The organism is Streptomyces sp. NPDC013457, from assembly GCF_043089925.1.
Classification (GTDB): Bacteria; Actinomycetota; Actinomycetes; order Streptomycetales; family Streptomycetaceae; genus Streptomyces.
On sequence record NZ_JBICBL010000019.1, the window covers coordinates 25,200 to 44,465 of the forward strand.

Annotated in this window: 14 protein-coding genes and 4 pseudogenes; 8 read left to right on the plus strand and 10 right to left on the minus strand. The window is 65.3% G+C overall.

What is annotated here, in order from left to right:
- Nucleotides 1-3,019: 3,019 nt before the first annotated feature.
- Nucleotides 3,020-4,648: a penicillin-binding transpeptidase domain-containing protein gene (locus ACF1G2_RS34515; RefSeq protein WP_391802114.1), complete on the plus strand. Its 1,629-nt coding sequence runs from the start codon at nucleotides 3,020-3,022 to the stop codon at nucleotides 4,646-4,648.
- A gap of 207 nt (nucleotides 4,649-4,855) precedes the next feature.
- Here the strand turns inward: ACF1G2_RS34515 and ACF1G2_RS34520 are convergent, their stop codons facing one another.
- Both ACF1G2_RS34520 and ACF1G2_RS34525 read right to left on the minus strand, forming a co-directional pair.
- Nucleotides 4,856-5,059: a zinc ribbon domain-containing protein gene (locus ACF1G2_RS34520; protein WP_391802136.1), complete on the minus strand. Its 204-nt coding sequence runs from the start codon at nucleotides 5,057-5,059 to the stop codon at nucleotides 4,856-4,858.
- Nucleotides 5,060-5,154: 95 nt separating this feature from the next.
- A pseudogene (locus ACF1G2_RS34525) lies at nucleotides 5,155-5,469 on the minus strand (transposase); the annotation flags it as partial.
- A gap of 104 nt (nucleotides 5,470-5,573) precedes the next feature.
- On the opposite strand from ACF1G2_RS34525, the gene ACF1G2_RS34530 reads away from it, so the two are divergent.
- Nucleotides 5,574-6,254: an SMI1/KNR4 family protein gene (locus ACF1G2_RS34530; RefSeq protein ID WP_391802115.1), complete on the plus strand. Its 681-nt coding sequence runs from the start codon at nucleotides 5,574-5,576 to the stop codon at nucleotides 6,252-6,254.
- A 458-nt stretch (nucleotides 6,255-6,712) separates the two neighbouring features.
- Here the strand turns inward: ACF1G2_RS34530 and ACF1G2_RS34535 are convergent, their stop codons facing one another.
- The 3 genes from ACF1G2_RS34535 to ACF1G2_RS34545 form a co-directional block, all read right to left on the minus strand.
- Entirely contained in the window at nucleotides 6,713-7,090 is a 378-nt protein-coding gene (locus tag ACF1G2_RS34535) for a fic family toxin-antitoxin system, toxin component (protein ID WP_391802137.1), read from the minus strand.
- On the minus strand, nucleotides 7,090-7,326 hold the full coding sequence (locus tag ACF1G2_RS34540; protein WP_391802116.1) for a hypothetical protein: 237 nt from the start codon (nucleotides 7,324-7,326) through the stop codon (nucleotides 7,090-7,092). The genes ACF1G2_RS34535 and ACF1G2_RS34540 overlap by 1 nt, the downstream gene beginning before the upstream one ends.
- Before the next feature lie 268 nt (nucleotides 7,327-7,594).
- Nucleotides 7,595-8,491: a LysR family transcriptional regulator gene (locus tag ACF1G2_RS34545; RefSeq protein WP_391802117.1), complete on the minus strand. Its 897-nt coding sequence runs from the start codon at nucleotides 8,489-8,491 to the stop codon at nucleotides 7,595-7,597.
- Between the two features lie 118 nt (nucleotides 8,492-8,609).
- Between ACF1G2_RS34545 and ACF1G2_RS34550 the strand changes: the two genes are divergently transcribed.
- The 4 genes from ACF1G2_RS34550 (at nucleotide 8,610) to ACF1G2_RS34565 (ending at nucleotide 12,320) form a co-directional block, all read left to right on the plus strand.
- Nucleotides 8,610-9,032: a hypothetical protein gene (locus ACF1G2_RS34550; RefSeq protein ID WP_391802118.1), complete on the plus strand. Its 423-nt coding sequence runs from the start codon at nucleotides 8,610-8,612 to the stop codon at nucleotides 9,030-9,032.
- 619 nt (nucleotides 9,033-9,651) lie between these two features.
- Nucleotides 9,652-10,710, plus strand: coding sequence for an SDR family oxidoreductase (locus ACF1G2_RS34555; protein ID WP_391802119.1), 1,059 nt, complete (start codon nucleotides 9,652-9,654; stop codon nucleotides 10,708-10,710).
- Nucleotides 10,711-10,935: 225 nt separating this feature from the next.
- On the plus strand, nucleotides 10,936-11,784 hold the full coding sequence (locus tag ACF1G2_RS34560; protein WP_391802120.1) for an alpha/beta hydrolase: 849 nt from the start codon (nucleotides 10,936-10,938) through the stop codon (nucleotides 11,782-11,784).
- A complete protein-coding gene (locus ACF1G2_RS34565) occupies nucleotides 11,781-12,320 on the plus strand; it encodes a hypothetical protein (RefSeq protein WP_391802121.1) in 540 nt (179 codons plus the stop codon). The genes ACF1G2_RS34560 and ACF1G2_RS34565 overlap by 4 nt, the downstream gene beginning before the upstream one ends.
- Nucleotides 12,321-12,681: 361 nt before the next feature.
- Here ACF1G2_RS34565 and ACF1G2_RS34570 read toward each other — a convergent pair whose 3' ends face one another.
- The 4 genes and pseudogenes from ACF1G2_RS34570 to ACF1G2_RS34585 all read right to left on the minus strand — a co-directional run bounded on the left by ACF1G2_RS34570 (nucleotide 12,682) and on the right by ACF1G2_RS34585 (nucleotide 15,506).
- Nucleotides 12,682-13,053, minus strand: a complete 372-nt coding sequence (locus ACF1G2_RS34570) for a hypothetical protein (RefSeq protein ID WP_391802122.1) — start codon at nucleotides 13,051-13,053, stop codon at nucleotides 12,682-12,684.
- Nucleotides 13,054-13,117: 64 nt separating this feature from the next.
- Entirely contained in the window at nucleotides 13,118-13,558 is a 441-nt protein-coding gene (locus ACF1G2_RS34575; protein ID WP_391802138.1) for a transposase, read from the minus strand.
- A gap of 75 nt (nucleotides 13,559-13,633) precedes the next feature.
- Nucleotides 13,634-14,172: pseudogene (locus ACF1G2_RS34580) on the minus strand (winged helix-turn-helix domain-containing protein).
- Between the two features lie 453 nt (nucleotides 14,173-14,625).
- A pseudogene (locus tag ACF1G2_RS34585) lies at nucleotides 14,626-15,506 on the minus strand (IS5 family transposase).
- Between the two features lie 157 nt (nucleotides 15,507-15,663).
- Here ACF1G2_RS34585 and ACF1G2_RS34590 point away from each other — a divergent pair.
- Nucleotides 15,664-16,602, plus strand: a pseudogene (locus ACF1G2_RS34590) (hypothetical protein).
- A gap of 74 nt (nucleotides 16,603-16,676) precedes the next feature.
- On the opposite strand, the gene ACF1G2_RS34595 reads toward ACF1G2_RS34590, so the two are convergent.
- A complete protein-coding gene (locus tag ACF1G2_RS34595) occupies nucleotides 16,677-17,753 on the minus strand; it encodes a DUF5937 family protein (RefSeq protein WP_391802139.1) in 1,077 nt (358 codons plus the stop codon).
- A gap of 231 nt (nucleotides 17,754-17,984) precedes the next feature.
- On the opposite strand from ACF1G2_RS34595, the gene ACF1G2_RS34600 reads away from it, so the two are divergent.
- Nucleotides 17,985-19,160, plus strand: coding sequence for an MFS transporter (locus tag ACF1G2_RS34600; RefSeq protein ID WP_391802123.1), 1,176 nt, complete (start codon nucleotides 17,985-17,987; stop codon nucleotides 19,158-19,160).
- Nucleotides 19,161-19,266: the final 106 nt, after the last annotated feature.

Consider the following 19,266-nt stretch of genomic DNA (forward strand, 5'->3'; position numbering starts at 1 on the left):
CTGGGGCGCAGGACCGGATCGCCGTACCGGGCAGGGACGCTCTCGTACGGGCTGGGAGGTGCACAACTAGGCCCCTTCAGCGACGGCGACTGAAGCACCGCGGTGGAGTGTCGGTCGGTGCGTGCTTGTCGCGTCGCTCGTCATCTGCGTTGTCGTGCGGCCTGTCGCTTGTCGCCCTGCAGGTCACATGCCGTTTGAATTCTTCGTGAAGCCGCCCAGCGCTCACCCGAGGGGTGGAGGCGACAGGCGGTCAGTGCTCGGGTGTTGTCGGTGGGGTCGGTTAGCGTCAACAGCGTTGCGCCGGACGGAGATCGTCAGGGACTCGCGGCCCTGGGGGGTGGGTGTAGAAGGTCCCCGGCATCCAGCCCGGGACTGGAATTGGGATCCATGTCCCCACCCCCCACATCCCCCCTTGCGGACCCTCGTTGGGCATGTGACGAGGGTGGACATAGCAGGTCATGGCCTTGGCCCGTGCTGATGCGGACGGCCCTGCCGTCGTTGCTCCATTCCCTGAGGCAGCTGACATCGGTCTGACGGGACGTGCCCGTGCTCCTCGGCAACATGACGGGCGATCGCTGAGGCGCCGATGTCTTCCGGTCTGACGGCGAGCACTGCCCGCGCTGTCACGTTACGGAACGCGGAGAGGTTCAGCCGGCGCGCCTCGCGGGTGTCCCGGTCAGGCTCGTCGCTGGCGTCGAACTCGGTGTCGATGGGGCCTGGAACTGCGCGTCGACCCCGTCAGCCGCCGGGGTGGGGTGTCGCGCAGGGCGGACAGGTTCAGTTCGCCTGTACTGGGGTGCCTCGCTGATGGGCTGCTCGTCGGCTGAGGTACTGGCGGGCGCATCCAGTCTGTACGAATAATGTCCCAGCGGTGGGCGTAGTCGGGTCCGGCTGTCTCTTGCACTACGGGCCCGCTGCGATGCGGTTGCTTGTGAGGCTCCTCGACAGCGTCCCGCGTCTCACCGGCCTGGCCGCTGGGCTGCGGTGGCATGGGCATGCATCGTGCGTGCGCGTGCTCCTCAGCTCAAGTTCATGCTCCGGCTGGCCGTGGTCCGGGGAGTGCTCCCGACTTCACGGGGAGAAGCAACCCGTGTGGGAAGTTAGAGCGGCCCGGTGGTACTGCCCCCGAAAGTTCTGGGCACCGGGCCTCACCCGCGCACGCCATATCGGCGCGGGCTGAGGCAAGGATATCGGGCGGGACCCGCTGCGCGGGACCGGTGTGGGTGATTCAAGAAGCGGAGGCGTGGTCCGGTCCTCGCCACGTACTGCGCGGGTTCCCGCCCCACTGCGCCTTCTTTGATATGGCGACTCGCGTGACTGCTCCCCGCCACAGGTCCACTCATGCCTTAAAGCTCTCTGCTCGGCGTGGAGGGTTATCAGTTGCCCGGGCGGGGGCGTCGGCGAGATCCGCCGCGGGGGCGGCGAACCAAGTCACGGCCGGAGTCGGCGGCGGCTCCAGCGGATGAGAACAGGCTCGGCACGTCTGGGCGTGTGGCGGCCGGGATCTGTGCGGCAGGCTTGGCTGCGGCGGGCCGGCTGGGTGTCGCGGCGTATGCGAGGACGCGGGAGTGGGGAATCAACGGCGCACAGGCCTCGCAGACCTCTTCGACGATCCAGACCTGCCCGATATCGGGATCATGCCGCAGAATCAGTACCACAGCACCTGCGCAGTAGGTTTTGTGGTCCGGGTGGGCGTCGCACCGCTCGGAGCGGCAGTGGCAGGCGGCGTCGGGCCGGACGGTTGCGGCCTTGGCGTGGGCTTCAGCATGTTTGGCCGCGAAGTGCCGCAGTGCTGGCAGTTTGCGGGAGCGGGCCGGCATTCGGCACGCTGCGGTACAGGTGACAGTTGCCATGCGGTCGCTGTGACCGGTGAGCCGGATGGTCCAGGCCCGCCCAGGGACACGCATGGTGGAGGTTTCGCTAGAGGCTGTCGTCACGCGAGGCTTCCCGTCGTCTACTGTCCAAGATTGAGTAAGGTCCACTATGTGCTATCCGCATGCCGCTGGGGACACTGGTTTTCTTCCCGCGTCGGCCGGTTACCGAAGCGATGCAACAGGTCTTGCTCCTCCGGGGTGTCCCATCGCGGTCAGAGCGAGGGTAGAGGGCTTAAGGACTCACCGGCATCTGGCGCTAAGCGTCTTCCCTCCACAAGATGGTTGTCGGGCAAGGATGCCGCCAAAGACGGGCTCTCTTCCCCAGGCCCAGGCCTCGAGTAGGCGGCGGGGCCTGATACGCCCAGAGTGCCAGTGTGGCTGCGAGTACGAGCACCGTTCATCCTGCTGCCCTTCCCAGATGAACTCAGTGTGCCGGGCGCGCCGACGCCTCGGCCAAACCCGCACCCCCTCTACCTCATCATCAAATCGGGGACCGGCCACCATATCGACCTCAATACACGCGCGCTGGGTGGTACGGCGGCTTCGCACCTGTCAGCTCCAAAAGCTCAGTCGCTTCCTCGACCACAGGCCATGCGGAGCTTACGGGCGCCCAACGATTCCAGGCTGCCGGCGGTGGCTGCGAGGGTGAGCAAAGCTGAACGCTCGAGCCGTGAAGCACACCCCTCGGCGTATATACGCCGTCGTCTCATCTCCATCCGCAGCGCTCAAGGGCAGGACGGCCGCCGTGGTCACCACCGCCGTATGCACTCAACTCGCGCCCAGATCAGCATCTTTGACATCTGAGTCTCGCGGTGAACCGACTCCTGAGGAGCGCCTCCTCGCGCGAGCGCGCCGACAGCCTCGCTTTTGATCATCGACTTCGCTCTGATGCTGGCACGCATTGCATCTAGAGTCGTGCGGGTGGGGCGGACTGAGCAACGAGACCAGTTGCGCCATCGCCTACCACTCTTGACCTCCTCAGGTGTTACGCCCACAGCGGCGTAGAGACTGAGGTCGTCATCGTGGGCGCCCATAGCCCCCATCAGCACAGCGACTGATGGCGTCGATGCGCCATGCTCGCAAGGATCGACTCTTGAAGTTCTCGCGACCACTCGAGCGACGACTCGGAGGAGAGACCACGCAGTATGCGCAGAGTCAAGATCGTCATAATGTGCTTCGGTGTCGCGAGCCTCGGAGCCATCGGCTATGGAGGGTACAACCTGTTCACCGCAGTCGGCGGTCTGGGGGGATCTGCATACGAGACTTCAGAGCAAGGGAGCAGGGAACTGAGCTCTGAAGAAATAGAGACGACAGCGAAGCGTTTTCTCACTGCTTGGGCTTCGGGAGAGGCGTACAACGCAGCTCAGCTGACAACTAACGCCCTCGATGCCGAGCCGGTCCTTGTCGCGTACAAGGAGAAGGCCCGTGTGTCCGAAGTCGTCATCGTGCCCGGTCGCCCCATGGGGGCTAAAGTGCCGTTCACCGTCAAAGCAACGGTCGCATACCAGGGACACAGCAAACCGTGGACCTACTCGTCCGAGCTGACCGTCATGCGTGGACTTACAACAGGCAGACCGCTCGTGGAATGGCGACCTTCGGTCATTCACCCGCTGCTCACTACAGGCGCATCGCTCGTAACGTCCGAGGCTGCCCCGACGGTCAAGGCCCTCGATCGCTATGGCAAGGAACTGACGAAGCAGGAGTTCCCTTCACTCGGACCGGTCCTGGATACGCTGGCCGACAGATACGGCGCCGTAGCTGGTGGCACGCCGAGGATGGAGCTCTTCATTACAGCTGCGGATGAAAACGTCCCCCGCACGACGCTTGTGACGCTCGCAGAAGGAAACAAGGTCCGGCTTCAAACGTATCTAGATGCCCGGGTACAAGCCGCCGCGGAGCAGGCTGTAACTGAGTACCCCGAGGCCTCAGTGGTTGCACTCGAGCCGGGAACCGGCCAGATTCGTGCGGTTGCCAACAGTCCGGCAGAGGGCTTTAACGCAGCGTTGCAAGGGGCGCAAGCACCCGCTTCCACGATGAAGATCGTGACGGCAGCGATGATGCTGGAGAAGGGACTGGTAAAAGGTCCGAACTCACCCGTTCAGTGTCCTGCGACAGTCACCTGGGAGCGGGAGTTCCACAACCTCAAGGACTTCTCCATCCCACGCGCCACGCTTAAGCAGGCATTCGCACGGTCGTGCAACACCGCGTTCATCAAGCCGGTCAAGCCGCTGGGAGCCGAGGCGGGAACAGCATTGCGTGAGACTGCCCGTAAGTACTTCGGCATCGGCCTGGACTGGCAGGTCGGTATCCCGACCAGGGATGGTTCCGTGCCGACGTCCGTGGGAGCTGAGACAGCTGCCTCCTACATCGGGCAAGGCAGAGTTCAGATGAACGCCCTAAATATGGCCTCCGTTGCAGCGACAGTGAAGAACGGGTCCTTCAGACAACCGGTTCTCGTTCCGGTGACCGTGGACGACCGGAAGTTGGCTGCGGCCGTGCCGTTGCCAACAAGCATGGCCAGCACTCTCCGTCAGCTGATGAGCGCCGCTGCGCACGGAGAGGGTACGGCTGCCTCGGCCATGGCCTCGGTCAGCGGAGCCAAGGGAGCGAAGACCGGATCCGCCGAGGTCGATAGCCAGGGGGCGCCTAACAGTTGGTTCACTGGATACACCGACAGACTGGCTGCAGCGGCTGTCGTCGGCCAGGGGGGGCACGGCGGAGACACCGCCGGCCTTGTGGTTGCCCAAGTACTTCGCAGCGGGCAGGGGATGTGACTATGACCTCGGGCCGTGAGCCTCGGCGAATCAGTGGTCGGCGCACTCTGCGTCGACAGTGGGCGGGTAGGCGGGACCGAGGCCCCATGACACGTCCTCCATGGCGGGGTCTCGAACGTGTCCGTGTCTTGGACTGCGGTCTCCTTTGGCGCTCCGCTGTGACGGCGTTGCCTGGCCCCGGGTAGGAACGGTGTCAACTACCCGGCCCTAAAGGGCCAGGCTTGCAGCTGGAGCACCCTGGGTGTCCGCTGCATGGGGCTGGTTGACCGCAGCCCAGACGTGTTCGGCGCGGGCTGCGATGTTGCGGGCCGCGTTGCGGTCTGCGTGCGCAACGACGCCGCATGACCGGCAGGCGAAATACTCCTGAGTGGGACGGTTGGCCTTCTCCGTGTGCCCGCACCACGAGCACATCTGGCTCGTGTAGGCGGGGTCGACCTGCAGGAACGGAACCCCGGCTCGCTGCGCTTGTACTGCACGAAGGCGGCGAGCTGGGCGAAAGCCCAGGAGTGCAGCGCGACCCGTTGGGGCTTGCGAAGCCGTACCCGATCGCGGATACCGGTCAGGTCTTCCAGACCGATTCCGCGCCCGGTGCGTTCAGCCTCGGTCACGATGCGTTTGGCGATGACGTGGTTGATGTGGGTGGCGTGCCGCGCCTCGCGGCGGGCACACTTCTTCAGCTTCCGTTTCGCGGACTTCGTACCGAGTGCCTGGAGTTCCGCGCGGACGCGGATCATGTGCCGCCGATACTTGTTGAGCTTCTCCCCGGCGAACGGCTCGCCCTCGTCCGAGGTGGAGGCGATGTTGACGATCCCGAGGTCCACGCCGATCCAGCCGGACGGCTGGGTGTTCAGCTCGGCGGCACCCCACGTGGCTTACAGGAGACCCCGTCGATGCGAATGTCGGTGGCGGCACCTACCTTTTGCTCATGACTGATCAGCAGTGGGCGGACATCCGTCAACGAGTCGAGGCTCTGGCGACATCCCCCGGGAGCAACGCCGTGTTCGGGGCCTCGGGGCACGCCTGGGTTCTGGAGCAGCCGCTTAGCCCCTCCGAGCTCGCGGAACTCGAGGCACAGATGAAGGTCAGGCTGCCGGAGGAATACCGGGCCTTACTCCTGTGTGTCGGCGCTGGTGGTGCTGGTCCCGCCCATGGCGTGTTCCCGGTGCGGCGAGTACAAGGCCGCTGGCGGTGGGAGGGCGACGGAGCCGAGCTGGCCGAGCTGGCCCGGCTTGCCGAGTCGTTTCCCGACCGGGGCCCGCACCCCGAGATCGTCGAAGCGCTCCTTGCTGAACGCCCCGAGGAAGAGGAATTCGACGAGATCGAGGCGTTCGACGACGCCATCGAGGCATGGGACGAGCGTCGGGACGCCGTCATGTTCGCCCCCGAGCGCACAGTCGGTGCGATTGTGATCTGCCACCTGGGATGCGCCCAGCGCGAGTGGCTGATCATCAGCGGCAGCCACCGCGGCACGATCTGGTCGGACTGCCGGGTGGACAACGTCGACCTCGCCCCGCTCCTTGGCCGCGACGGAAAGCCTGTGACCTTCGCACAGTGGTACCTCAACTGGCTGCGCCACGCCGAGCGCACAGCGCTGGAAGGAATCTGAGTACGTGGAGGCGCCCCGCGGGGTCGCTCAGAGGCTCGGGCACTCGGTTGGAGTGCTGCGGATTGACCCGGAGTCCTGACCGAGATCACGCTGTGTGTTTTCGAAATGACGTCAGTGCCAGGAGGCCTTATTCTGCAGCGTGTTGAGTTGCTCGGGGCAGATCCGGTCGCAAACGGGAGTTGGAGAGCGCCTCCTTCCGCAAGCTGGCTCGGCGTGGTGCGGTCCACCGCCGGGTGGTCCGCCAGGCCCTGAACAGCGCGTTGCCGCCTTAAACGCAAGGAGCACGTGATACGCCAGTCGGCGCTCGTTCCGGCCAAGATCTGGATCGACGTGATGCTGCGATCGCATCTGACGGTGCCACGAAGCAGCAACACGCCAACAAGCGGATCCTGGACCGGTTGCGTGACGAGTATGGCTTCAACGCCGTCGCCTCATACTGATTGACGACAACGGCAGCGTCAGGTGATGGTGACCCAGGTCCGCAGGAGTGTAGCGATCCCCGTCGTGGTGCAGGCCGGGTCGAGGAGCAGGTCCTTCAGCGCGATGGCGTCGACGCGGCTGGGTTTCACGGAGATGCCGGCGGCTTCGAGGTACATGACGCCGGTGGCGGCCGCGACCGCCATGTTTGAGCGTTCCAGCCAGCGGCAGCGGCCCAGAGTGTGGACCAAGGCTGCAGCTTTCGCGTACGGACCGTCGTAAACGGGGTGCTCGAACAACTCGGCCCTGTGGCGCGCGACCGCGGCGACGGGGACCCCGTAGTCGTCTGGGGCTGGGTCCCCCACGCCTGCCGCTTCGGCAACCTGCAGGATCCAGGGGACGTCGATGTTCAGGTCCATCACGCGGCGCGAGCCCCACGCGAGGTCTGGGCTTCTTCTGCTTCGTCGAATACGTCTTGGTGCTCGGCGAGAAATCTGGCGGCCGCGTCCACCGCACGGGCCCGCAGACCACTTGCATCGTCCTGCACCAGGCGTGCCAGGTAATCCCCGACAGACAGCCCCAGATCAGCGGCCCGCTTACGCGCAAGCTCGGCGACGTCTGCGTCCACGCGAGCACCCAACTGTGTCTTTCCCATACCTGAATGGTAACAGATGTTACCTAGCATATCACCGGGACCGTAAGGCGACTTTGCGCCAGCCGGGGAGTTCACGGCGACGCCTCGCGCAGCTAGCCTCATTACCGGGCAACCCGGACGTGCAGCGCTGACAGCGGCACAAGGTGGCGGTGTCTTGCCTCTGCCCGCGGCTCGGGGAGCCCTCAACGGTTCCTCTGTAGCGCCTAGCGATGATGGCTCTCCGGACTGACCACCGCGCGCAGTGGTACTGAGCGACGTAGGGGATTGGTCACGACGCGGGGCTCAGCTCGTGCGCCGAGCTCTCCATGAGCACCTCGACAAAGGCGCTGCCGAGGGCGTCGAACTCCGTCCTGGCGTACGCAGTGAGCAGACGTCGCACCGGAGGCACAGGTGTCAGAAGCGCGCCTTGGTAAGTGGCAGGCACCAGGTTGGCCGGGATCAGCGCGGGACCGAGTCCGGCCGCTGCCAGGATGGGAGCGGCTGCCGTCTGCTCGGTACGAATCGCGAGTTGTGGCTGAAATCCCGCTTGCTGGCAGGCCTTGTTCAGCACGTCGGCAAGGCCGTGGTCGGGCACGAAGTGGACCCACCGCCGTTCAGCCAGTGCGGTGAGATTCACCTCCGGACGCCCCATCGCAGCCAAGGGATCATCGGCGGACACGGCCACAACGAACTCCTCGACGCCCAGTTTTCGTACGGGGCCGCTCCAGCCCGGGGGCTCCGGGCCGATTGCCACGTCCGCCTGCCCCTCCGCCATGGCGCCGGCTAGTTCGCGGGCATGGCGGTGCTCGAAGAGTCTGATGTCGACGCCAGGGTGCAATCTGCTCCACATTCGCAGTGCCGACGGAAGGATGCCGAGGCTGATCGAGTAGACGGTTGCGACCCGCAGCTCGCCGGCAACAAGGCCCCCTGTCCGGCGGGCGGCTTGGATCGCCGCCGCTGCTTCCTCGGTCGCCAGACGAGCGTGGGTGAGCATCGCACGCCCAGCGGCGGTGGGCTGGACCGCGCGTGGCAACCGCTCGAGCAGGGGCGTACCGACTTCGCGTTCCAGGGCCCTGACCTGGTGGGAAAGGGCCGGTTGCGTGACGTGGAGCGCCTCAGCTGCACGCGTGAACGACGCGTGATCCGTGACGGCCACCAGATACTCGAGCTGCCGCAAGCTGACCATGAAGGAATTTTATCGTAATCATGAGAAGTATGGCTTGGACTTATAGGAAACACCTTGCGACAGTACAAAGACCGCGAATGCACCCGAGGCATCGACGAACGAGGACGCGGAGGCAGACATGACTTATCTGGACCGGCTCCCCCTGGCCGGCAGTCTTCTTGCGACGGATTACGGGCAGTGGTCCCCGGAACTACGACAGGAGTTCGAAGACAACGCCTTCAACGGCCAGGTCGGCGGTCGGTTGCTTCTTGAGGACGACCGCACGCGAGTCTGGGAGATCCGCCTGGCTCCGGGAGAGCGCGTATCGCCCCATCGTCACGTTCTCGACTACTTCTGGACGGCGCTGACTGACGGGCGCAGTCTTCAGCACACTCATGACGGCACGACCAGATCGGTCAGCTACCTCGCCGGTGAGACTCGCGCATACACGTTCGACCGCGGCGAATACCTGCTACACGATCTGCAGAACACCGGTGACAACCTGCTGGCCTTCATCACGGTCGAGCTCAAGCAGAGCGCCAACCGTCCACTTCCCCTCTGAGGCACCAGGCGAACGGACTATGACTCTGAATCCTGGCCCTGAATCGGCTGCAGCAACGGATGGATCGATTCGGCATCGCCCGGGAAATGTCCCGGGACACCACGAGGGCCACCTGGCTGCCGTGATGCGCCTGCCGGCCCGTGACGACGGCGGTCCCTGGCCCAGGCTTCTTCACACCGCTGTATCCGCTGCCGAAGGTCCGGTACGCCACCTCTTCCTACGTCCCCATGCCATGGGGAGCGGAATCCAGGCACGCGATTTGAGGTGGTGCGGGACCTGGCACCTCGGCGGCCGTGGGCGGCCGGTCGCCCGCTTGCGCCCCGGCTGAGTGCAGACTTCACAGGTTCGCCGGCAGTGCTTGTGGAGACGGCGAGGTACGACCTCGTCTGCGATGACGGCGAGCTCTACGCAGCACGTCTCGCCGAGGCCGTGGGCCAACCACTCAGCCGGTTCGACGGCGTAATCAACGCCCCAAGAAGACATCCTCAGCAGGACGGGCGCCAGCCTCGCCCCGCCAAGATCGTCCGGAAGGCAACACCACCATCCAGGGCAGCGCGCTGCCCAACTTGCCGCTCTGACTGGCCTTGCTCAGAGCGGTCCTATCGACATTGGAGGCAGCATGAACGGCAAGAAGAAGGTCGCACTCGTCGTCGGAGCACAGGGTGTGATCGGGCGAAATCTTGTCAATCACCTGGTTGAACTGGGCGATTGGGAGGTAATCGGGCTTTCCCGGCGAGGTGGGGAATCCTCGGGACAGGTACGCCATGTCGCCGTCGACCTGCTCGACCTAGACGACTGCGCTGCGAAGCTGGGTCGACTGGCTGATGTAACCCACATCTTCTACGCGGCCTATCAGGAGCGTCCCACGTGGGCCGAACTGGTCCCGCCGAACCTTGCCATGCTTGTGAATGTTGTCGACGCTATGGAGCCGATTGCCAAGGGGCTCGAGCACATCAGCTTGATGCAGGGATACAAGGTCTACGGTGCGCATCTGGGCCCGTTCAAGACGCCGGCTCGCGAGAGCGACGCAGGTCACATGCCGCCCGAGTTCAATGTGGACCAGCAAGAATTCCTGGAGCGCCGGCAGCAGGGCGCTCAGTGGACCTGGTCCGCTATCCGCCCTTCCGTGGTGTGCGGATTCGCGCTCGGCAATCCGATGAACCTCGCCATGGTGATCGCGGTCTACGGCGCTGTCTCTAAGGAGCTCGGGCTCCCCCTGCGGTTCCCCGGGAAGCCGGGCGCCTACGACAAACTGCTGGAGATGACCGATGCCGGGCTGCTGGCCAAGGCGACAGTCTGGGCAGCGACGGACGAGCGTTGCGCCAACCAGGCTTTCAACATCAACAACGGCGACCTGTTCCGATGGAACGAGATGTGGCCGAAGATCGCCGAGTTCTTCGACCTCGAAGTCGCCAGCCCGCTACCCATGTCTCTTGACGTCGTCATGGCGGACAAGGAACCGCTGTGGAATTCGATGATCGAGAAGCATGACCTGGCACCGCACACCTACAAGGAAGTCTCCTCATGGGCGTTCGGCGACTTCGTCTTCTCGTGGGACTATGACATGTTTGCCGATGGGTCGAAGGCACGCCGGTTCGGCTTTCACGAGTACGTCGACACGGAGAAGATGTTCCTCGACATCCTCGCGGATTTCCGGCGCGACCGCATCATCCCCTGATCTAGGGCACCGGCGCCGCCCGGGCTGCCCTGCGGCAGCCCGGGCGGCTGCTCATAGCGTGAGACTGCACGGTCCCAGATTCGTCGAGCGCATGCATCACTCCGCGCATGGACGATCTTGCCGAGCGGTCGGCCGGAACTCCGGGGGGGCACCTCTGAGTACAACTGGGGCTCGTAATCGACTCGATTGGACAAATGAGTGAAGCAATCGGCCGGGGAGGTAGGCATGGCTCCTGAAGTAGCGAGTGAAGAGAGGCATCTGACCTCCTCCACCCACGCGGTGCCTGTGCGGATCCACCGACCTGACAGGGCTTCCGGCTGGCTCGTCTGGGCGCACGGCGGAAGCTGGCGGTCCGGGTCAAGCCGTGAGTGGCACGACGCATGCTCCCATCTGGCCAGCGTGGCGCGGTGCACGGTAATCAGCGTGGACTATCGCCTGACCCCACATCGGCACCCTGCAGCATTGCACGACGTTCTCATCGCTCTCGACTGGGCTCAGGCCCAGGCAACCAAGGAGGGCCAGCCGCCGCGACTTGCCGTGGGAGGAGACAGTGCGGGGGGAACTCTCGCCGCGTGTGCTGCCCTTGTGCGTCGTGACCGCGGATGGCCCCTCACGGCACAGGTGCTGGCCTACCCTCCGCTCGACCCGACGTGCTCGGCCGACTCTTACCGTGAGACGCACGGATTCCCGACTCGCGACGGAATGATCGCCGCATGGCAGGCGTACCGTGGCGAGGGAGCGCCCATAAGCTGGGAGGGGATACGGTTGCCCAGTACCCCCCTCGAAGCAGCTACCCTGGCCGGGACACCGCCGACCGTGCTGGCCGTCGGTGACCTTGATCCTGTCGCCGACGACGTGCAGCACTACGTCGGCCTGTTGCGGGACGCTGGTACAGCAGTCCAGTTTCGTCTCTTCTCGGGGATGGCGCACGGCGCCTTCCGCACCGGTGTCCTCGGACAGGACGGCCAGGGAGACCAGAGTCATGCGCTGCGCCGGTACCTCGGCGTCGCGCTACGCCGCCATTTCGATGAGCCCCCAGCCGCCTTCGCCACCCCCTCTCAGGAGTGTTCGTGAGCGCCAGCCCCAAGGAGCAGGCAGCGCCGGCCGACCTCAGCGCCCTGCTGCGTCACTTCGCCGATCTGCGGGACGGTGTCCACGGTGACAACGCGTACTCGCGCGAGAGCAAGGAACAACTCTTCGTTGCGGCCGTCTCACTCCTCGGTCCTTTTGCCCGGCAGGCACTCGAGGAGATGAACGCACAACTACTGCTATCCGCCGGTGAGATCACCGGGGGCCAGGCACGGCGCACCCGGGACGGCAGTCTTATCGCTGTCTGGGCCTTGACCTGGGCCCAGCAGCGTGAAGCGGGCCTGGCGCCTGTGTCGCTTCAGGCGTACTACGGGGCGGATTTCCACCATCCACACCTTCGCGGCGCCACCGTCGGTGAGTGGCCGCTCAATGTGTTCACACCAGAACAGGCAGCGAGAGAGCTCCCCACTCTGCGAGCCATTGCCTCCGCAGACCTGCATAACCTCGTCTTCCAGCGCAACTACGGCATCGTTCCCGCCACGGTCGAACGGGATGACGGGATTGGAGTTCAGAAGGTTTAGCAGAAGCCAATTTCGAAGTGACTGTGAGCTTGGATGCTCGTTGGTCCGGGTCACAGAGCAGAGCGCGTCTCGGCCCTTGGCTTCCTATGTGGGCCAGTTCCGCACGGCGGTGTATCTGTATGTGAGGGCAGCCCGTGAAGTGCTTCGGCCAGGGCCACCACTTTACGAACGACACTTTCAGCCTTTAAATTCAAGATCACCATGAGCATCTCCAGACGGTGTCGATGCTCGAGCGGTACAGTCCCGCCTCGGTGGCGGCCCGTTGGACAGGGAGAGGCCCGGCTGGTCGGGACTACTGAACTTGAACTCGTGATGTCGGTCGGCTCGTGGTGACGGCGTCAGGGTCCGAGACCGCCGGCTGTTACCGGCTCGGGTTCAGGGCGATGGCTGTAGCCAGCGCCGCGGCGAGACTCACCTCGACGTCATCGCTCCAAGAGCAGACCTCCAGCCATGAGAGGTAGCCGCCTTGCGCGAAGACCAGGACCTCTCCAGGGCACTCGCCGGTTTCGGTGAACAGCTGTACGTCGGCAGCCACCACGGTGCCGGGGCCCGTTGGCGCGGGCTCCACCGCGTCGGCGTCAAGGCCGAAGTAGGCAGTGCCGCAACCGCACTCACAGCGGGATTGCACCCTGAGTTGGGACACCTGCCGTCGGAGCGCGACGTGAATGGGCTCGTCCGGGTTCAGGACGAGGTCAAGCACGTCGGCTACGTCCTCCGGCAGGCTGTCAGTCATGCCGCCACCGTAGCTGACCAGCAGCTTTGGGCTTCGGCCAATTTCGGGTCCGTCGACCCGACGCTCACAGGTCCAGGGCCAGGTCGGTGCCGGCGAGGCAGCCGTCGATGGCCTCCGGTCGGTACTGCAGCATCTTCAGTTTGCGCTTCACGGCGCGGGTGATCTGGCCGAGGTCGGCCGCAGCGAGGTTGCCGATGTCCCGCTTGACCAGCGACCAGACGCCCTCGGTCGGATTGAGGTCCGGGGCATAGGTGGGCAGCTGGAACACGGTGAGCCACTCGGCGTTCGCGTCGATGAACTCGCGGATGCCTGCCGTCAGGTGCAGGCGGACGTTGTCCCAGACCAGCACGATCGGCCCCCCGAGCTGGATCCGGGCGCGGACGATCAGGTCGCGGAAGTCGCGCCAGCCGAAGCCCTTCGGCTCGTCCTTGCGGCCCCGGTACTCGCGGATCGCGTAGATCAGCCGGGACCGCTCGCCCGGCTTGTAGCAGGCCATACCCGCCATCGACACGCGCCCCGGCCCTCACCCTCACGACCGGGGTCCGGCCGATCCGGCCCCAGGTCCTGGCACGCGGCGGAATCATCGACCGCCCGGCCTCGTCCTCGAAGACGATCCAGGCCCCGCGCTCCGCCGCGGCGCTCTTACCCGCGGCCAGGTCTCCTTCTTCCACACCTCGACCGCATCGTCATCGCGCTCGATCGCGCGCCTGGTGGGCTGCTGCCAGCTCCAGCCGTGGCGCTTCAGCAGCCGCCAGGTGCCCTCGACGTGTAGGAGACATGGAACAGCCGACCGATCAGCGTCTTGATCCGCGCCAGGGTCCACCGGTGGTCCGCCCAGCCGTGAGCCGGCGGACCACGCTCCAACTCCCGTGCCAGCCTGGCGATCTGCGTTTCGCTGAGCAGCGACCGCCCCGGAGAACCCTGCGACAGGACTCCCGCCTCGCCGCCCTCGCGCCAGGCCCGGCGCCACCGCTCCACCGACCGGACGCTGACCCGCAGGGCAGCGGCAATCTCCGCGTTCTTCTGGCCGCCCTCGAAACACTCCACGGCCTGGAGCCGTAACCGCTCCCGCGTGGTCCTCTCGGCGTCGGTCAGCCCGCCGCCCTGTGCATACCTCACACCCAAGGGCTATCGGTGCTCACGGCCAGCTGTCAGGCGAACGGCACCGACATCACTCAATCAAGTTCAGAAGCTTCAGGTGGGGCCTTGTCATGTTGCGGATCTCGAGGCCTTTCCGAGGAAGCTGTCATGTCGGGTGCACACCGACTTGGATCCGAACGGAATCTGGCCGGTGGCGGCACCAAGACAGCTGATGACTCCGGCGATTCTTCGACCCGCCGAGCGTCGCATCAGGCATGGATGGCCAGCTGACAGGAGAGTCGGACTTCGGTGTTGCACTGGCCGATAAGGCGAGCAGGCGTGGTTGCCCGCCGGGCTGTACCACACATGAAAGAACCGGATTCCCTCCGGGGACGCTGGATCTGCGGCGCAAGCCTTGTGTCATGCGCGGACTCCCCGAGCGCCACGCCGCTAGGCGGCGTCGCATGCTCGCGCTAGGCACTGTCCGGCGGATCATGGGCAGAGCCATAAGCGGACCGCCGCAACTGTGACGGTGCCATGGAAGACGTAGGCCCTCTTGTCGTAGCGGGTGGCGACGGCTCGGGAGTTCTTGAGCCGGTTGACCGTCCGCTCGACCTCGTTGCGACGTTTGTAGATCTCGGTGTCGAAACCGGCGGGCCTGCCACCTTTGCTGCCGCGCCGCTTGCGGTTAGCCTGCTGGTCCTTCGGCTCTGGGATGGTGTGCTTGATCTGGCGTCTTCGCAGGTAACGGCGGTTGCGGCGTGAGCTGTATGCCTTGTCGCCGCCGAGATGGTCCGGCCGGGTGCGCGGTCGTCCGCCCTCCGGACGGGGAACGCGGATGCGTTCGAGGACTGGAGCATCTGCGGGGCGTCGCCCCACTGTCCGGGCGTGACCAGGAAGGCTAACGGTCGGCATCCACCCTCACCGGCAAGGTGGATTCTGCAGGTCAGACCACCCCGGGACCGTCCGAGTCCTTCGTCGGAGTGGTGGTGCTGGGGCGTTGTCCCTTGTTTCGGGACGCGTGGCTTCTTCTTTCGAGCTCCGGCCGCGTGCTGATGGGCCCGGCATGATGTCGAGTCGACACTGACCATGCTTCAGTCGATCCGGTCCGCGAGATCGGCCTCCGCTAGGACGGCACGCAGGATCTGGTCCCACGTGCCGTCCGCCGACCAGCGCTGGTGCCGTTCATAGACGGTCTTCCATCTGCCGAAACGCTCGCGCAAATCCCGCCACGGTATGCCCGTCCGGAGCCGGAACAAGATCCCGTCGATCACCTTGCGGTGGTCGTTCCACCGCCCGCCGCGCCGTCCCGATGCCGGCAGGTGCGGCTCCAGCCGGATCCACTCAGCATTCGTCAGATCACCCCGCCCCATGCTGGACCAACGAGCGAGCAACTGGCAGGACCTGGCGTGGCGTCGAGAAGGGGGTCTCCCCACCTGATCCGATCATCGTTCTTGCGCGCCTGGCCACGGGTATTCTCTGGCGATGTCGAATCAGTCAGTGGCGGCGGGAGTCAGTCTCGCTGGTGTGATGGCGCACTGCGGCGGAAGCCCGGTGGGCGCCGTGGAGCTTCTGGTGGGAGCAATAGCCTCGGCACCGGCAGCTCCGGAGCCCTATGCGGCCCTCGCCCAGTTGTGGCAAGGCCGACGCTCGGAACTGAAGGAGAGCCTCGAAGGGGACGGCTCCTTGAGCGCTGTGCTGGCGCAGGCGTACTTCTTGTTCCTTGAAGGGGACATGGACAACGCGGTGATGGCCCTTGGTTCGGTCACGGGTGTGCGGCCCGACGTGGCATGGGGCGCTGCCCCCTGGTTCGGCGATGCGCGCTTTCTCGGCGCGGTGAGCGCTGCGGCGCTGGCCGAGGCGTGTCTGCGGACGTTGGACTACGGTCACGACCTGGACACCGACGAGATGCGGGAGCGGTTCGCGCCCTGGTTCCATGCTCTCGACGTGGTGTCCGAACGGGATCCCGTGCCGGAGTCGTTGGCGGCCATGGCCCGGCTGCCGCGGGCCTGCGGTCGGTAGGAACAGTCCTTTGCGCTGTGTGACCGCGCCGATGGCGTCGATCGGGTCATGTGGACGGCCGTCGCACGTGCGGCAACATGGCGTGTGAAGGGCGACCTGGATCAGACTGCTGCTGCCTTCGAAAGCGCGCTGCTCCTCGACTCCGCCAACTGGTCCCTCTACCTGGACCTAGCCGACGTGCGCGCCGAGCAGGGCGACTTCGCCGCAGCCGCGTGCCTCGCCGATCAGGGCTTGAAATACGAGCCTCACGAAGTCACCCTGCGCGCGGCAAGCGCCGCCTACCGCACACGCCTTTCCGGCTCGTCGGACGACCTGAGTGCCCTGATCGCCCTGGCGCCGGAACTCGCAAACACCACCTACCGGGACCTACTGATCGACTACGCATGTGCGGGTCCGAAGCTGCCTCACAGACTCGTTGCCAAAGCCCGCCGAATCCGTAAGAACTGAAAGGGCTGTCGTGTCAACCGGTGCCAGGCAGGATGCCCTTCCGGTTCCTAGTCACATGATCCGCCGGACAGTGCCTAGCGCAGCAGGCCTTCCAGAAAGTCGCTGCCAAGTCTCGACAGCATGGAGAGGTCGAGTTCATGAAGTGCATAGCGACCGCGCCGGCGTGTGGTGAGGAGTTCCGTCTTCTTCAGTACTGCGACGTGGCGGGAGATTTCCGGAGGTGTCAAACCGATTATGGAGGCCAGTTCGCCGGTGGTGTGGGGGCCGCGTGCGAGCGTACGGCAGACGCGCATGCGGGTGGGATGGGCCAGCGCCTCAAGACGTCGCTGCGTCATTTCGAGCGAGGCAGGCTGCGCCAGCCAAGGAACCTTAGCCGGGTACTGGAGGGCCGGTCGCCCGTCGTGGGCGTGCGAGACGATGAGATGAGGTCGACCGAAGTGTGTGGGTACGAATATGAGGCCGTTCTCGGAACCTGACACGGCGCCGTCCCGCAGTTTGTCTACCGCAATCGATGTGCTCTCCGCGTTCAGGCTCAGGGCCGGGGAGACCGCGCTGATCGCCTCGGCGAGTCCGCGGTGACGCAGCAGGTCAGCTTTATGTCGTGCGTCGGCAGCCAGGTGTGGTCTCAGGCGGAGCCAGTTTTCACCGAAGAACGCCGCATCACAGTCCTCGAACAGTCTGCGCAGCCAGACGCGTACGCTGTGCGGGTCGTTGAGCAGCCGGTCGGCGAAGGCGGCCTGCTGGGGGCCACGGGCGGCAGCTCGTTCTCGGGCGCGCCTTCGTTCCACGACCTGGGTTAGCGGTGAGGTGCCGCTGCGGCCGTAGCGGGCCGCGCAGGTGATTTCCAGGGCTGCGCTGACGAAGGCTTCATCGTCCAGCTTGTCCAGCAGGTCAAGTTCTTCAGCAAGAGTTGACTTGGGTTGCGCGGGCATCAGAATGTCCGAACGGGTGGCACTCCAGAGGAAGTCTGCCTCGTACAGTCGGTCAGCAAGGTCGGGCGGAAGGTGCACGGTGGTGGCTGTCACCCATGCGTGCAGACCTGGATGGTGGTCGGGTTCGGACAAGACGTGCAGCATCTGCCCCAGCTCGGCGAGCGGGGAGAGGGTAAAAACGATGCCGTCACTAGGCATTTTGGTGATGGGGATGGTCAGAGTCACCGCGTCATCATGCATGCCATAGCCGCGGCACCAGCTGTCCATTGACCGCGATCGTCAAGTGAGCTGCATACACGCGCGGCCAGCCTGACACTCGCCGTCATGGATCCGAGTCAGCGCTACATCCTTGATGTCTGTCAGGCCCCTCGTGGTAGTGCCCCCGCCCCCGTACTTTTCTGCGCAGCCAAACCGGCAGAGTCGATGGCCCGTGGTTCGTCCCGAAGGACCATGACTCTGGCCTGTCTTGCAGTGTTCATGACGCAGATGGCTACGACCATTTACCTTCCGTCACTGCCCGCCGTCATGCGCGAGCTCCATGTCTCACATGCCTACGCGCAGCTTTCTGTTGCCGTGTTCGTGCTCGGTGCCGCGTTGCCCGTATTGGCGTGGGGTTCGGCTGCTGACCGATACGGCCGACGTCGCCCGATGCTGTGGTCGCTTGCGCTGTTCGTCATATCCAGCGGTTCGCTGGCCCTGGTGCACACGCCAGCGATGCTGCTCGTGCTCCGTGCCCTCCAGGGCGTCGCGGCCGGTGGCAGTGCCATCATCGCGCGGATCCTCGTAAGGGACCTGTGGAGCGGGGACGAGCTGGCCCGGCGGCTGTCTGTGCTCTCGATCGCCTTCATCACGGCACTGGGCGGCGGACAGTTCATGGGCGGTCTGATCGGGCGCTACGCACGCTGGGAGGCCGGGTTCGTTGTGCTGGCGGCCTTCGGCATGGTGGCGGCGATGCTGACATTGACGGTTCCCATGCAGGCGGGCCGCCGGAGGCTTACCGGCGCAAGAGGCACCTACGCGGCCATCGTTCGACGGAGCGGTTTCCTCCCTTCAGCCTGCGCGGGCGGCCTGGGCTTCGCGGCCATTGTCACCCTCCAGGAAGTGGCGCCTTTCGTCTTCGAGGAGCACTTCGGCCTCAGCGTCGCAACCTACGGCACCATGGGACTACTGATCGGGATTTCGTACTTCGCCGGCGCCGTAACCGTGAACAGGACCGTGGCGACGGCTGGCATGACCAGCCTTATGCGCCGCGGAACACTTGTCATCACCAACTCCGGCGTTGCGATGTTCGCGCTTTGGGTAGTGGGAGGGTCAGGGGACTCCGTGACGCTCATGGTGTTCGTAACGCTGTACTGCGCCATGACGTTCGGACAGTCGATGCTCTTCCCCAACAGCATGGCAACTGCGGTCAGCCGTGTGAGCGGCGACCAGGGAGCGCACGCCGTCGCACTATGTGGGTTCCTTCAGCAGTCGATGGCGGGACTTGCGGCAGCCGCGGCAACCCTGCTCCGGCCCAATCTGGCTTGGTCAACCGCGATAGCTGTACTCGGTGTCACGGCGTGGGTCTTGGCCAGATTCGGCAGCCAAGCCAGCTCCCCCACGGATGGATCACCGCCCCGCGGGTAGTGTGACGCACGCTAGTCCGCACTGGCCAGTCATCATCACTGCCCCTGAACCGGCTTGCCGAACATACCTGTGCACCCGTGCGGGTTACCTCTCCCTTCCACCTGGC

Bases quoted from the DNA above. Each gene is read 5' to 3' on its own strand.
- ACF1G2_RS34530 (WP_391802115.1), top strand. From the start codon at position 5,574: ATGACTGATCAGCAGTGGGCGGACATCCGTCAACGAGTCGAGGCTCTG.
- ACF1G2_RS34575 (WP_391802138.1), bottom strand. From the start codon at position 13,558: ATGGCGGGTATGGCCTGCTACAAGCCGGGCGAGCGGTCCCGGCTGATC.
- ACF1G2_RS34545 (WP_391802117.1), bottom strand. From the start codon at position 8,491: ATGGTCAGCTTGCGGCAGCTCGAGTATCTGGTGGCCGTCACGGATCAC.
- ACF1G2_RS34560 (WP_391802120.1), top strand. From the start codon at position 10,936: ATGGCTCCTGAAGTAGCGAGTGAAGAGAGGCATCTGACCTCCTCCACC.
- ACF1G2_RS34555 (WP_391802119.1), top strand. From the start codon at position 9,652: ATGAACGGCAAGAAGAAGGTCGCACTCGTCGTCGGAGCACAGGGTGTG.
- ACF1G2_RS34570 (WP_391802122.1), bottom strand. From the start codon at position 13,053: ATGACTGACAGCCTGCCGGAGGACGTAGCCGACGTGCTTGACCTCGTC.
- ACF1G2_RS34515 (WP_391802114.1), top strand. From the start codon at position 3,020: ATGCGCAGAGTCAAGATCGTCATAATGTGCTTCGGTGTCGCGAGCCTC.
- ACF1G2_RS34535 (WP_391802137.1), bottom strand. From the start codon at position 7,090: ATGGACCTGAACATCGACGTCCCCTGGATCCTGCAGGTTGCCGAAGCG.
- ACF1G2_RS34540 (WP_391802116.1), bottom strand. From the start codon at position 7,326: ATGGGAAAGACACAGTTGGGTGCTCGCGTGGACGCAGACGTCGCCGAG.
- ACF1G2_RS34520 (WP_391802136.1), bottom strand. From the start codon at position 5,059: ATGTGCTCGTGGTGCGGGCACACGGAGAAGGCCAACCGTCCCACTCAG.
- ACF1G2_RS34600 (WP_391802123.1), top strand. From the start codon at position 17,985: ATGACTCTGGCCTGTCTTGCAGTGTTCATGACGCAGATGGCTACGACC.
- ACF1G2_RS34550 (WP_391802118.1), top strand. From the start codon at position 8,610: ATGACTTATCTGGACCGGCTCCCCCTGGCCGGCAGTCTTCTTGCGACG.